At 43.7% G+C, this 13800-nt stretch carries 13 protein-coding genes (1 of these 13 cut by a window edge); 7 read left to right on the top strand and 6 right to left on the bottom strand.

Features of this window, described 5'->3' with window-relative positions; all coding sequences use genetic code 11:
- From mnmG to rpmH, 6 genes are all read right to left on the bottom strand, one after another.
- On the bottom strand, positions 1 to 1884 hold the full coding sequence (gene mnmG, locus PO771_RS00075) for a tRNA uridine-5-carboxymethylaminomethyl(34) synthesis enzyme MnmG (protein WP_272561275.1): 1884 nt from the start codon (positions 1882 to 1884) through the stop codon (positions 1 to 3).
- A gap of 39 nt (positions 1885 to 1923) precedes the next feature.
- On the bottom strand, positions 1924 to 3297 hold the full coding sequence (mnmE, locus tag PO771_RS00070; RefSeq protein ID WP_272563069.1) for a tRNA uridine-5-carboxymethylaminomethyl(34) synthesis GTPase MnmE: 1374 nt from the start codon (positions 3295 to 3297) through the stop codon (positions 1924 to 1926).
- A gap of 135 nt (positions 3298 to 3432) precedes the next feature.
- Positions 3433 to 4185 (bottom strand): RNA-binding cell elongation regulator Jag/EloR, encoded by a 753-nt coding sequence (gene jag, locus PO771_RS00065; protein ID WP_272561274.1) that lies wholly within the window; start codon positions 4183 to 4185, stop codon positions 3433 to 3435.
- Positions 4182 to 4943, bottom strand: coding sequence for a membrane protein insertase YidC (gene yidC / locus PO771_RS00060; protein ID WP_422664993.1), 762 nt, complete (start codon positions 4941 to 4943; stop codon positions 4182 to 4184). Before yidC ends, jag begins: the two co-directional genes overlap by 4 nt.
- 76 nt (positions 4944 to 5019) lie before the next feature.
- Entirely contained in the window at positions 5020 to 5382 is a 363-nt protein-coding gene (rnpA, locus tag PO771_RS00055) for a ribonuclease P protein component (protein ID WP_272561272.1), read from the bottom strand.
- 94 nt (positions 5383 to 5476) lie between these two features.
- Complete coding sequence (rpmH, locus tag PO771_RS00050) at positions 5477 to 5611, bottom strand: 50S ribosomal protein L34 (RefSeq protein ID WP_096463334.1); 135 nt, start codon at positions 5609 to 5611, stop codon at positions 5477 to 5479.
- A 566-nt stretch (positions 5612 to 6177) separates the two neighbouring features.
- On the opposite strand from rpmH, the gene dnaA reads away from it, so the two are divergent.
- The 7 genes from dnaA to gyrA form a co-directional block, all read left to right on the top strand.
- The gene (gene dnaA, locus PO771_RS00045) at positions 6178 to 7536 is read left to right on the top strand and encodes a chromosomal replication initiator protein DnaA (RefSeq protein ID WP_272561271.1); all 1359 of its coding nucleotides are present in this window, start codon (positions 6178 to 6180) and stop codon (positions 7534 to 7536) included.
- Between the two features lie 190 nt (positions 7537 to 7726).
- Positions 7727 to 8869, top strand: coding sequence for a DNA polymerase III subunit beta (gene dnaN, locus PO771_RS00040; RefSeq protein ID WP_272561270.1), 1143 nt, complete (start codon positions 7727 to 7729; stop codon positions 8867 to 8869).
- An 11-nt stretch (positions 8870 to 8880) separates the two neighbouring features.
- Positions 8881 to 9111 carry a S4 domain-containing protein YaaA gene (yaaA, locus tag PO771_RS00035; RefSeq protein ID WP_272561269.1) on the top strand — a complete coding sequence of 77 codons (231 nt, stop codon included), beginning with the start codon at positions 8881 to 8883 and terminating at the stop codon, positions 9109 to 9111.
- A 47-nt stretch (positions 9112 to 9158) separates the two neighbouring features.
- Positions 9159 to 10274, top strand: coding sequence for a DNA replication/repair protein RecF (recF, locus tag PO771_RS00030; RefSeq protein WP_272561268.1), 1116 nt, complete (start codon positions 9159 to 9161; stop codon positions 10272 to 10274).
- 13 nt (positions 10275 to 10287) lie between these two features.
- The gene (gene remB / locus PO771_RS00025; protein ID WP_272561267.1) at positions 10288 to 10536 is read left to right on the top strand and encodes an extracellular matrix regulator RemB; all 249 of its coding nucleotides are present in this window, start codon (positions 10288 to 10290) and stop codon (positions 10534 to 10536) included.
- An 8-nt stretch (positions 10537 to 10544) separates the two neighbouring features.
- Complete coding sequence (gene gyrB / locus PO771_RS00020; protein ID WP_272561266.1) at positions 10545 to 12461, top strand: DNA topoisomerase (ATP-hydrolyzing) subunit B; 1917 nt, start codon at positions 10545 to 10547, stop codon at positions 12459 to 12461.
- Positions 12462 to 12600: 139 nt separating this feature from the next.
- Positions 12601 to 13800, top strand: the 5' end (the start) of a protein-coding gene (gene gyrA, locus PO771_RS00015; protein WP_272561265.1) for a DNA gyrase subunit A. Its footprint extends 1323 nt past the window's final position; 1200 of the gene's 2523 nt are visible here — the first part of the coding sequence; it begins with the start codon at positions 12601 to 12603; its stop codon lies off the right edge, out of view.

The following is a 13800-nucleotide window of genomic DNA, read 5'->3' as shown; positions in this document are numbered from 1 at the left end:
CTACTTCGCAACTTTATTGTATGTCTCAAGGTAAACCAGTAATACAGAGATATCCGCCGGTGTAACACCAGAGATGCGTGATGCTTGACCAATAGACAATGGCTTCACCTTATCGAGTTTTTGACGAGCTTCCATCGCTAATCCATGGATATTGAGATAGTCAAGATCCTGCGGGAGACGCTTCTGTTCCATCTTCTTCAGACGCTCTACATCCTGCAGCTGCTTACGGATGTATCCCTCGTATTTAATTTGAATTTCCACCTGCTCCGCTACATCAGCTGGTACATCTACTTCTGCTGGGAACAGCTCAACAACTCGCGCATACGATACTTCTGGACGCTTCAGCAACGAGTATAGATCAATGCCATTATCAAGTTCTTTGGAGCCGACTTCACGCAGCAGTTGCTGAACTTCAGGTGTTGGGCCGATCTTTGTTGCCTGCAGACGTTCTTTTTCTACTTCGATCTGCGCCTTTTTCATCTCAAAACGTGTAAAACGTTCATCAGGTATCAGGCCGATCTTATGGCCGATTTCAGTCAGGCGCATATCCGCGTTATCATGACGAAGTAGCAAGCGATATTCCGCACGGGACGTGAGCAGACGATACGGCTCATTCGTTCCTTTGGTTACCAAGTCATCGATCATGACCCCAATGTATGCCTGAGAACGATCGAGAATAATCGGATCATGGCCTTGTACTTTGCAAGCTGCGTTAATACCTGCTAGCAATCCCTGACCAGCTGCTTCTTCATAACCAGATGTTCCATTCAGCTGTCCAGCGGTATACAATCCCTGTACCTGCTTCGTCTCCAAAGTTGGCCAGAGCTGGCTTGGTACGACTGAATCATACTCAATGGCATAACCAGGACGCATCATTTTGACATTTTCCAATCCTGGAATGGATTTAAGAATATCAAGCTGTACCTCTTCTGGCATGCTTGTGGATAATCCCTGCACGTATACTTCTTCCGTATTACGCCCCTCTGGCTCCAGGAACAATTGATGACGCGGCTTGTCACTGAAGCGAACAATTTTATCTTCAATAGACGGGCAATAGCGCGGACCCGTCCCTTCAATTACGCCAGAAAACATCGGAGCACGGTGCAGATTAGAATTAATAATCGTATGCGTATCTTCGCTTGTGTACGTCAGCCAGCAAGGAAGCTGATCTTCCACGCGGAATTCCGTTGTTTCATACGAGAAAGCACGCGGGACATCATCACCCGGCTGAATTTCTGTCTGTGCATAATCAATGGTACTGCCATGCACACGCGGTGGTGTCCCGGTTTTGAAACGGACAAGCTCCAGCCCAAGTTCACGCAGATGATGAGACAATTCAACAGACGGCTGCATGTTGTTCGGGCCACTCTCATACTGTAAGTCTCCGATAATGATTTTGCCGCGCAAATACGTGCCCGTTGTCAGTACAACCGCTTTAGCATCGTATTCTGCCCCTGTTTTGGTTACTACCCCATTGCATACGCCATTCTCTACAAGAAGGCTCTCAACCATTCCCTGACGAAGTACCAGATTATCGGTTGCTTCGATTGTTTTCTTCATTTCATGTTGATACAGGAACTTATCCGCTTGTGCACGTAACGCATGAACAGCTGGTCCTTTCCCTGTATTCAGCATCCGCATTTGAATGTATGTTTTATCAATGTTTCGACCCATTTCTCCGCCGAGAGCATCAATTTCACGCACAACGTGCCCTTTTGCCGGTCCCCCGATAGATGGGTTGCACGGCATATAGGCAATCATATCAAGATTAATCGTCAACAGCAGTGTTGAACATCCCATTCGTGCAGAAGCAAGCGCTGCTTCTACTCCCGCATGACCGGCACCAACTACAATGACGTCAAACGAACCTGCCTTATATCCCACTTTATATGTCCTCCTCTACGCCAGATGGCGCGTCCTTTCCTATTTGCCGAGACAAAACTGTGCAAAGATCTGACTGATTAGGTCATCACTTACGGTATCACCAATTACCTCGCCAAGCAATTCCCATGTGCGCCGAATATCGAATGCAACCATATCAACAGGCAGACCACTTTCCACTGCCTCAATCGCTTCCCCAATCACCTGAGAAGCTTCTCGCAGCAGCTGAATATGGCGGGCATTACTCACATACGTAAGATCATCACTCTGAATCGAACCAGAGAAGAATTTACTAGCAATCGCTTCTTCCAATCGTTCAATTCCTTCTTCCTTAGCAATCGACATCATCACTATAGGCATAGTACCGACCATCTGCTGAACGTCACTCAGGTCAATACGCTGTGGCAAGTCTACCTTATTCACAATGATAATGGCGTTCATCGGTTGAACGACCTGCAGCAGGTTCCGGTCTTCTTCGGTTAACTCTTCGCCATAATTCAACACAAGCAGCACGAGATCTGCTTTACTCAACATTTCCCGCGATTTTTCGACACCGATTCGCTCCACAATATCTTCTGTATCTCGAATGCCAGCCGTATCAACAAGTCGAAGCGGAATGCCGCGTACGTTGACGTATTCCTCTATAATGTCACGGGTTGTCCCTGGAATGTCTGTGACAATCGCCTTGACTTCCTGCAGCAAGCTATTTAACAGCGAGGACTTCCCAACATTCGGTCGCCCAACAATAACGGTTGATAAACCTTCCCTGAGGATTTTCCCCTGCTTAGCGGTACGCAACAGCTTCTCAATCTCTTCCTGTACCCAGCGGCTCTTCTCTGACAGGAGATTACGTGTCACATCATCTACGTCATGCTCTGGATAATCAATGGTGACTTCAATATGCGCCATTAATTCAATTAATTGACGGCGCAAATCTTCAATCAGAAGGGATAATTTGCCCTGAACCTGATGCAGCGCGACCTTCATGGCTTTATCTGTTTTTGCACGAATTAAATCAATGACCGCTTCCGCCTGAGAAAGGTCAATTCGTCCGTTCAAAAATGCACGTTTTGTAAACTCACCTGGCTCTGCCATCCTTACCCCTTGTTCAAGAACAAGATCAAGCACTCGCTTCACCGAAACAATCCCGCCATGACAGTTAATCTCTACTACGTCTTCCCTAGTAAATGTACGCGGCGCCCGCATAACAGACACCATCACTTCCTCCAGTACGTCCCCCTCACTATCCACAAGGTGGCCGTAATGAATCGTATGGGTATCCACAGTTAACAACTTGTGTCGCCCTTTATAAATTTTATCCACAGCTTCTACAGCCTGCGGTCCACTCACACGAATAATGGCAATCCCACCTTCGCCCAGTGGCGTAGCAACCGCTGCAATTGTATCGAAATCCATCATTATATGTCACCACTCAGTAAAGACATGTTTTTTTAAAGCTTTCCCTAAATGTATAGAATACCATACTCTATGAATATTTGACAAAAAAACCCCCTCTCTAGTACGAGAGGGGGCTGTGGATAATCACTATGTTTACTTTTTCAACGCGATTACGACCCGACGGTACGGTTCTGTTCCTTCACTGTATGTCTGCACCTGCGAATGTTTTTGCAGGCGGCTGTGAATAACTTTACGTTCGGTCGGGCCCATTGGCTCAAGCCGCACTACTTTTTTCGTACGTATTACTTGATTGGCCATCCGTTCCGCCATCTGCTCGAGTGACTCTTTCCGCTTCTGACGATAATTTTCTGCATCAATTATAATACGAACTTTTTTTGTCGCATTCCGATTCGCCACAATATTTACCAAATACTGAATGGAATCAAGTGTCTGCCCATGTCGTCCAATGAGTAAACCAAGGCCTTTACCCAAAATCGTGATAACAGGTGTACCCTGCTTAACTGATAGCTGAATATCCGCTTTGATCTCCATTGCAGCTAACATTTCTTCTAGAAACGCTCGTCCCTGTTGAATCGGATCAATATCCAATGCAGGACTTTCCTGTTCTAAAACCGGAGTTTCTTCCGATTTCTCAAGCTTTTCAGGTTCCGGCAATGGTTCACTAACAGGGTGCGCTTCTTCTGATGACAAAATCTCTTTCGCCACCTCTTTTTCTACCAATGTGACTTCTACCTTTGCTTGCCGTACTCCGATCAAGCCAAAAAAACCTTTACTTGGCTCCTCTAGCACACGAAAATTCACATCTTCTCGCTTAGCATTCAACTGAGCAAGCGCTACACGAATCGCATCTTCGACTGTTTTTCCCGTTGCCGTTACCTGATTCACTTCTTACTACCTCCTTGAGGTGTCGTATCACGATACAGGAAGTATGTCTGAACAATTGTAAAAATATTACCGTACACCCAGTAAAGAGAAAGTGCTGATGGAAGCGAAATGGAAATAAAGAGAATCATGGCTGGCATAATATACAGCATCATTTTCATCTGCGGATTATCTGCCATAGCTGCATTATTTCTCATTGTCATCCATTGTTGAAAGAACGTTGTTGCTGCGGCTAGAACTGGAAGGATAAAGAACGGGTCCTTCTGTCCAAGTTGAAGCCACAGAAAATTATGTTCCCGAATCGGGGCCGTACGAATAATCGCATGATAAAATCCCATTAAGATCGGCATTTGAATCAAGATCGGAAGACATCCCGAAAGCGGGTTCACCTGGTGCACCTGATACAGTTTGATCATTTCCTGCTGATATTTCTGCGGATCATTCTTGTATTTATCCTTAAGTTTAGCCATCTCAGGCTGCAGTTCCTGCATTCTCTTGCTGCTCTTCATCTGTTTGATCATAAGCGGCAAAATAAGAAGTCGAACCAGAACGGTAGCAATTAAAATTGAGATACCATAATTACCGCCAACTAGAGCCGCAGCTTCCTGCAGCAACCACGATAGCGGATATACGAAAAACCGATCCCATATGCCTCCGTGTGGATCAATCGGGAGCGGATTTTTTGGATTTGCCGCACTACACCCTGCTGACAAAAGGGCGATCAGAAGAAACAACAGCGCCATTTTTATTTTTTTAGGCAGCAAGAATAATTCCTCCTTGCAACTCATATAGTTGACCGATAGAAATATGAACTTTCTGGACGTAAACGAAGGGAATTTACTTCCCTTCTTCTTTATGTATAGAAGAAAACAGCTTCGCCTTCCTCATGCAGTGGTATAAGCTTCCCTGAAACGCATCGAATTCCAGCTCAACTGCCGGAAGCCTGCAGATTACAATGAAATCTACATTTGATTTTACCTCATCTGCACGCAGGCGAATGCTTTCCTTTATGAGCCGGCGCAAGCGATTACGCACAACAGCATTCCCCATCTTCTTGCTGACCGATACCCCTACACGAAATGAATCTTGTCCTTCTTTTGGCAACGAATAAATGACGAACTGGCGATTAGCCACAGATTTTCCTTTTTTAAAGATCATCTGAAATTCTTCATTTTTTCGTAATCGATTCTGGCGATACAAAGGGCACACCCCTTACCTGCTGTTCTGCTTCTCCGTTCTGGCCAGGGAACAAGTCCCTGACCAAACGGTAGAAAAGGCCACTTCAGTAGTGGCCTTATGCTGATAATACTTTTCTTCCTTTTCTACGACGTGCAGCCAAAACTTTGCGACCGTTCTTAGAGCTCATGCGAGCACGGAAGCCGTGAACTTTGCTGCGTTTGCGGTTGTTCGGTTTAAATGTCGGTTTCATTATATCCACCTCCTTGGGAAGGTTCCATCCACTCTGTTATATAGACAGTCTTGATCATTATATCGATCGGTTATGTATCATGTCAAGTCTCTTCCTAACCCCCCGCACACTATCCACATTTTTTATTTCCCGACCTTTTTGTGGACAAAAATATTTCCCGCACGCCAATTATCGACAAGCTTCTCCCATGCTTGTGCACAAAATCTAGTGTTGTGAATATCAGGTTCGCACAAGTTGTAGAGTGTGTGGATAAGTATTAAAAAAACATTGCGCTTTGTATAGTTATCTGCTATCATGATTTTGTTTTAACCAGTGGATAACTGGTACTCAAAGTATGGTTTATCCACACACTGTGGATAATATTGTGGACAGTTATACAAAGGTGTGGAAAAACATATCCACACCTTTTAAAGATTTTGTCGAAAACCATAAGAATATCTTGAAATATAGCTGACTTTTATTAAAAATCTTATCCACATTCCGCTTGTTCAACTTCTTCTTAGCTGAGCAAAACAGCAGTCCGCTGCTGAACATACGTATGCGGAAGAGAAGAAGGGAGGAGACTCATGGTCACAAATATAAACGATTTGTGGGATACTGCACTTGCTCATATACAGAAACGTATTAGTAAACCAAGTTTTGAAACTTGGCTAAAATCAACAAAAGCTACGTCCCTTGATGACAACACACTTCTAATCACAGCACCCAATGAATTTACACGCGACTGGCTCGAATCTCGCTATTCCGATCTTATTCTTGAGATACTTTATGAAATTATGGGTAAAGTTATTACAGTAAAATTTGTGATTCCAACTTCAACAAATGAGCAAGAAGACACAGTAGCAGTTACCCCTTCAAAAAAAGGAAAAAAATCAAGTGGAAACGATGATTTTCCACCAACAATGCTAAATCCCAAGTATACGTTTGATACATTTGTCATTGGTGCCGGTAATCGTTTTGCGCATGCCGCTTCTCTAGCCGTAGCAGAAGCGCCCGCTAAAGCATACAATCCGCTTTTTATCTATGGAGGAGTTGGTCTTGGCAAGACACATCTCATGCATGGAATTGGTCACTATGTGCTGGAACAAAATCCAAATGCGACAGTCGTGTATCTCTCTTCAGAGAAATTTACGAATGAATTCATTAATTCAATTCGAGACAATCAAACAGGAAGTTTCCGCAATAAATATCGAAACGTAGATATTCTTCTGATTGATGATATTCAGTTTCTGGCCGGAAAAGAGCAGACACAAGAAGAGTTTTTCCATACATTTAACGCCTTACATGAGGAAAGCAAACAGATCATTATCTCAAGCGACCGACCACCAAAAGAAATTCCGACGCTAGAAGACCGACTTCGGTCACGTTTTGAATGGGGATTGATTACAGATATCCAGCCTCCTGATCTAGAGACACGGATTGCGATTTTGCGGAAGAAAGCAAAGGCTGATAATTTAGAGATTCCAAACGAGGTTATGGTATACATAGCCAATCAAATTGACACAAATATACGTGAACTTGAGGGGGCTCTTATTCGTGTAGTAGCCTATTCCTCTCTTATTAATCGTGATATCGATACAGAGCTTGCTGTAGAAGCGTTAAAAGACATCATTCCATCTAGCAAACCTCATGTCATCAATATTCCCGCCATTCAGCAAGCAGTAGGGGAACATTTCAACCTAAAGATGGAAGACTTTAAAGCAAGAAAACGGACAAAATCAGTAGCATTTCCACGTCAGATCGCGATGTACTTGTCCCGTGAGCTAACTGATTTTTCGTTACCTAAGATTGGGGAAGAATTTGGTGGACGTGATCATACAACTGTTATTCACGCTCACGAAAAAATTACACATGCCCTGCAGACAGATAGTCAGCTTCAAACTACCATTCAAGGTTTAATTGAACGGATTCGAAAAGGGCAGTAATCGATCTGTGTATAAATGAAAATAACAGCTACAGCCTGTACACAAGCTTATCCACATGTGTATAGGCTGTATTTCTTTACTCTATCGCTACTTATGCACATATCCACCGCCCCTATTACTACTAGTATTTAAAAGAGTATAAAATATAAGTGTATGTAGAATGTACATTTAACATTCCAAGGAGGCTACAATGGAATTTACGATTCAAAGAGACCAATTTACACATGCTATTACCACAGTAAGCAAAGCTGTTTCCTCACGTACAACAATTCCAATATTGACTGGTATCAAAATTGTTGCTCATGAGGATGGCATTATATTAACAGCTAGTGATTCTGACATTTCGATTGAACAGTATATTCCAGCTGAATCTGGTGAACACCAATGGATCGAAAATATAACCCCTGGCAGCATTGTACTTCCCTCTCGTTTTCTAGGAGAAATCGTTAAGAAGCTTCCGGGAGAACAAGTAACCATTTCTGTACATGACCGGTTTGTCACAACGATTTCTTCAGGAAGATCTCAATTTAATTTGAATGGAATGAATGCGGAGGATTATCCGCGTCTTCCACAAATTGAGGAGAATCAAGTTTTAAGTATGCCAGCTGATCTGTTGAAAACAATGATTCGACAAACCGTATTTGCGGTTGCAACAACAGAAACACGGCCTATTTTAACGGGAGTCATGTGGAGCCTTGAAAACGGAGAATTAACATTTGTTGCAACTGACAGCCATCGCTTAACTACGCGCAAGGCAGCGGTAGAATCAGCAGAAGGACTTAGTTTTCATAATGTTGTAATTCCAGGAAAAAGCTTACTTGAATTAAGTAAAATTCTCTCAGATGATGATAAACTGGTTGATATCGTAATTACGGATAATCAGATTCTTGCGAAAGTAAACCATATTTTGTTTTACTCTCGTATTCTTGATGGAACATATCCGGATACAAGCCGAATCATTCCACAACATATGAAAACAGAAATGATTTTATCCACAAAAGAGTTTCTCGGAGCAATCGAACGGGCAAGCTTGTTAGCAAGGGATGGAAAAAATAATGTTGTTCGCCTGTTTACACGTCCGGATGGTGTAATCGAGATTTCATCCAACATCCCGGAAGTCGGTACGGTGACAGAAGAAATTGTTCCATCTTCCATGGAAGGTGAAGATGTGAAAATTTCGTTCAATGCAAAATACATGATCGATTCGCTTCGAGTAGTAGATAGTGCCGAGATTCGAATTGGATTTACGGGTGCCATGAGTCCATTTATTATTCGCCCAACCGATCATGACTGGATCTTACACCTGATCCTTCCTGTTCGAACCAACCAATAGGAGAGAGAAAAATGGAAAAGACAAGTGTAGAAATCGCAACAGAATATATCCAATTAGGACAATTTTTAAAGCTGGCAGGAATTGCCAGTACGGGCGGTCATGCTAAAATTCTCCTTGCGGAAGCAGAAATTAAAGTAAATGGAGAAAGTGAAAACCGACGCGGCAAAAAATTGTATAATGGGGATACGGTTTACGTAGAAGGGTTTGGAATGTTTGAAGTCTCTCGGCAAACCGTGCAATAACCAGAAGTGCTTGCACGAAGCAGCGAAGCGCCGGGAGGGAATACATTTTGATCCTTACTGAACTTGAAATAACACAATATCGTAACTTTGAGCATGCACATGTCCAGTTTGACCAGCCGATTGTGTTATTTGTTGGGCAGAATGCACAGGGAAAAACAAATATGCTCGAAGCGATCTACGTATTGGCTATGGCTAAGTCGCATCGGACTAGTAAAGATAAAGAATTAATTCAGTGGGAGCAGGAGTATGCATCTCTTTCATGCCGCACAGAGCGGCGGCATGGAGCCATATCACTGGATATCAGGTTGACGCCCAAGGGAAAAAAGGCGAAAATTAATAGTCTTGAGCAAAGAAAATTAAGCGATTATATCGGCGCAATGAATGTGGTAATGTTTGCCCCGGAAGACCTTGGAATCGTCAAGGGGAGTCCGAATATTCGGCGCCGTTTTCTTGATATGGAGATTGGACAAGTCTCGAAATCGTATTTGCATGCGATTTTACAGTATCAAAAAATTGTCCAGCAGCGAAATCAGGCGATGAAAGAACTACAAATGGGTAAGCCATATCGTGATATGTTAGATGTGTACAACATGCAAATGGCAAATATAGCGGCGGAAGTTCTTGCAAAACGGTACGGGTTCATGGAAAAGCTGGAGCAGTGGGGGCAGGAGATTCATGCTCAGATTACACAGGGAAAAGAACGGTTGCAGCTTGCTTACCACAATTCGCTACCGGTTACAAAGGACATGTCCAGGCAGGAAGCAAGCGATGTCATTTATCAGCATTTAACCTCTATTCAGGATAGGGAGATTGCACGTGGTACGAGTCTAGCCGGTCCTCATCGCGATGATATCGAGTTTTTTATTAATGGGACAAACGTGCATCAGTACGGGTCCCAGGGACAGCAGCGAACGACTGCTTTATCCCTAAAATTAGCTGAGATCGAGCTGATTCATCAGGAAGTGGGGGAATATCCGCTTCTTCTTCTTGATGATGTGCTATCGGAACTAGATGCGAATCGGCAGTCCCATCTTCTACAAAATATTAAAGACCGAGTACAGACGTTTGTAACGACAACGGGCGTAGAAGGACTGTACCATCAAACTCTTCAGCAGGCTGCTCTTTATCGGGTTAACCAGGGAACAGTTGTGCGAGAAACGTAAGGGGGAGAACTATATGTTTATTCATCTGGGTGGCGATATGGTTGTACGATCCAAAGATGTTATTATCATTCTTGATTTTCAGATGAAGCAGTCTTCGAAAACAACCCGCCAGTTTCTTGCACAGGCTGAGGAAGCAGGACGCCTGATTGTGCTCGGCGGTGAACAAACAAAGTCGTATGTAGTAACAGAAGGTAAGGTGTATGGGTCTCCCATCTCTTCACTTACACTGAAACGTCGTGCTAATTTCTTGGAAAGCAGGTGAGACTTGATATGACAACGAACGGAGAAAACAATTACGGTGCCAGTCAGATTCAGGTATTAGAGGGTCTTGAAGCGGTTCGCAAGCGTCCGGGTATGTATATTGGCTCGACAAGTAGCAGAGGTCTGCACCATCTTGTATGGGAAGTTGTAGACAACGCCGTTGACGAGGCTCTTGCTGGATACTGTGATGATATTCATGTATATGTTCATGAAGATAACAGTATTTCTGTAACAGACAATGGTCGGGGCATCCCGACTGAAATTCACGAAAAAACAGGCAAGTCCACAGTCGAAACGGTACTGACTGTTCTTCACGCAGGTGGTAAGTTTGGTGGGGAAGGATACAAAGTTTCTGGCGGTCTGCACGGGGTTGGGGTATCGGTCGTAAATGCTCTTTCTAAGTCGTTGACCGTAGAAGTAAAGCTAAAAGGGAAGCGATATATTCAGCATTATGCATATGGTGAAGCACTCGATGAGCTGAAAGTGATTGGGGAGGCAGAAGAGAGCGGCACAAAAGTTACATTCCTGCCAGACCCGGAGATATTTACAGAAACAACTGTGTATGAGTATGAAACGTTGCAGAAGCGTCTACGGGAGCTCGCTTTCCTGAATCGTGGAGTAAGCATTACACTTCATGATGAACGGGATGAAGGTAGAGAAGAAACGTATCATTATGAGGGCGGAATCCAATCTTTCGTTGAATATCTTAATAAGAACCGTGAAAAATTACATGAGCCGCCGATTTTCCTTGAAGGTGAAAAGGATGGTCTTACTGTAGAGATCGCGATTCAATATAATGACTCATTTGCCAGCAATATTTACTCGTATGCCAATAATATTCATACGCATGAAGGCGGTACACATGAGTCTGGCTTCAAAAGTGCGCTGACCCGTGTGATTAATGATTATGCCCGTAAGCAAAACTTGTTGAAAGATAAAGATGTAAATCTGACCGGAGATGATGTACGGGAAGGATTAACCGCTATTATTAGTGTGAAAATTCCAGACCCACAATTCGAGGGGCAAACAAAAACGAAGCTTGGTAACAGCGAGGCTCGCGGCATAACAGAATCATTGTTTGCAGAGGAGTTTTCTGCGTATTTACATGAACATCCTCAAGAAGCCAAGCGGATTGTCGAAAAATCGCTTATGGCAGCACGCGCCCGGGAAGCCGCTCGGAAAGCACGTGAACTTACACGTCGTAAAAATGCGCTTGAATTCAGTTCCCTGCCAGGTAAGCTTGCTGACTGTTCGAGCCGTGATGCTTCGATCAGTGAATTATATGTGGTCGAGGGTGATTCAGCGGGTGGATCAGCCAAGCAAGGGCGTGATCGCAAGTTCCAGGCAATTTTACCGTTGAAGGGTAAAATTTTAAATGTCGAAAAATCGCGTCTCGATAAGATTTTGTCCAATATGGAGATCCGAGCAATTATTACGGCGCTTGGTACCGGAATTGGCGAAGATTTTGATATTTCAAAGGCTCGTTATCATAAGATTATTATTATGACGGATGCGGATGTTGATGGAGCGCATATTCGAACACTCCTGTTGACTTTCCTCTTCCGCTACATGCGTCCGCTGATTGAGCAAGGGTATGTGTATATTGCCCAGCCACCATTGTATAAATTCCAGCAGGGTAAAACGATTCTATATGCGTATAACGATGCGCAACTGAATCAAATTCGGGCAGAAGCGCCTGATCGTCCCGAGCCGAATGTGCAGCGTTATAAAGGTCTTGGGGAGATGAATCCAGAGCAGCTTTGGGAGACAACGATGGACCCAGAGAGCCGTACATTGCTACGTGTAGCATTGGAAGATGCGATGCAGGCAGATGAGATCTTTGAGATGCTTATGGGTGATAAAGTCGAACCACGCCGTGATTTTATTCAAGAAAATGCGAAAAAAGTGCGTAATCTTGATGTATAAATGACGAAATAAGCCCCTCTCTGAACGGGAGGGCTTATTTTTTTGTTTTAACGGGGAAAAATGGTATAATAACAGGTATGGATAAAACGTTTGGGCTTATGTTTTTTGGAGTAAGGAGACGTTAGAGACGGAGGTAGCTATGTCCGAACAACAATCAAATGTTATTGACATTAATATAAACCAGGAGATGCGCGAATCATTCCTGGAATATGCGATGAGCGTTATTGTCAGTCGTGCGCTTCCAGACGTACGGGATGGTCTGAAGCCGGTACACCGCCGTATTCTGTACGCAATGAATGAAATGGGTGTGACACCGGATAAGCCATATAAGAAATCAGCTCGTATCGTTGGGGATGTAATTGGTAAGTATCACCCGCACGGTGATGCAGCTGTTTATGAAACAATGGTACGGATGGCGCAAGATTTTTCTTATCGGTATCCGTTAGTAGATGGACATGGAAACTTTGGTTCCGTTGATGGTGATTCAGCAGCAGCCATGCGGTATACAGAAGCACGGATGTCTAAAATTGCGACCGAACTTATGCGAGATATTAACAAAGATACGATTGATTTTGGTCCAAACTATGACGGCAATGAACAGGAACCTCTTGTGATGCCTGCGCGTATCCCACACTTGCTTGCAAACGGAGCAGCAGGGATTGCGGTAGGGATGGCAACGAATATTCCTCCTCATAACCTTACAGAAATCATTAATGGTGTATTGTTACTCATTCAAAATCCGGATTGTACAGTTCGAGATTTAATGGAGTACATTACAGGACCGGATTTCCCGACAGGGGCTCTTATTATGGGACGCAGTGGTATTCGTCGTGCATTTGAAACAGGACGCGGATCGATTGTAATTCGAGCGAAAGCAGAGATTGAAGAACAAGGGAATAAAGCACGAATCATTGTGTCAGAGATTCCATACCAAGTAAATAAAGCACGGATGATTGAGAAGATTGCAGAGCTTGTACGTGAGAAGAAGCTTGAAGGGATTACAGATCTGCGGGACGAATCTGACCGTACGGGTATGCGAATTGTCATTGACCTGCGACGCGACGTAAACCCACAGGTTGTATTGAACAACTTGTACCGTCATACGGCGATGCAGACAAGCTTTGGGATTAATATGTTGGCACTTGTGAATAATGAGCCGCGTATTTTGAATTTGAAAGAGATGCTTTATTATTATTTGGAACATCAGAAAGAAGTTATTCGTCGTCGTACTGCATACGAACTACGGAAAGCAGAAAGCCGACTTCATATTGTTGAAGGTCTACTAAAAGCGATTGATATTGTGGATGATCTCGTGGATCGACAAGGTCCAATTCGGTCG

The sequence above is a fragment of the Aneurinibacillus uraniidurans genome, from assembly GCF_028471905.1.
GTDB lineage: Bacteria > Bacillota > Bacilli > Aneurinibacillales > Aneurinibacillaceae > Aneurinibacillus > Aneurinibacillus uraniidurans.
This window is presented reverse-complemented; position numbering and strand designations above follow the sequence as displayed.

Coding starts and splice junctions, on each gene's coding strand:
- mnmE (WP_272563069.1), bottom strand. CDS start 3,297: ATGGATTTCGATACAATTGCAGCGGTTGCTACGCCACTGGGCGAAGGT.
- rpmH (WP_096463334.1), bottom strand. CDS start 5,611: ATGAAACCGACATTTAAACCGAACAACCGCAAACGCAGCAAAGTTCAC.
- dnaA (WP_272561271.1), top strand. CDS start 6,178: ATGGTCACAAATATAAACGATTTGTGGGATACTGCACTTGCTCATATA.
- dnaN (WP_272561270.1), top strand. CDS start 7,727: ATGGAATTTACGATTCAAAGAGACCAATTTACACATGCTATTACCACA.
- yaaA (WP_272561269.1), top strand. CDS start 8,881: ATGGAAAAGACAAGTGTAGAAATCGCAACAGAATATATCCAATTAGGA.
- remB (WP_272561267.1), top strand. CDS start 10,288: ATGTTTATTCATCTGGGTGGCGATATGGTTGTACGATCCAAAGATGTT.
- gyrB (WP_272561266.1), top strand. CDS start 10,545: ATGACAACGAACGGAGAAAACAATTACGGTGCCAGTCAGATTCAGGTA.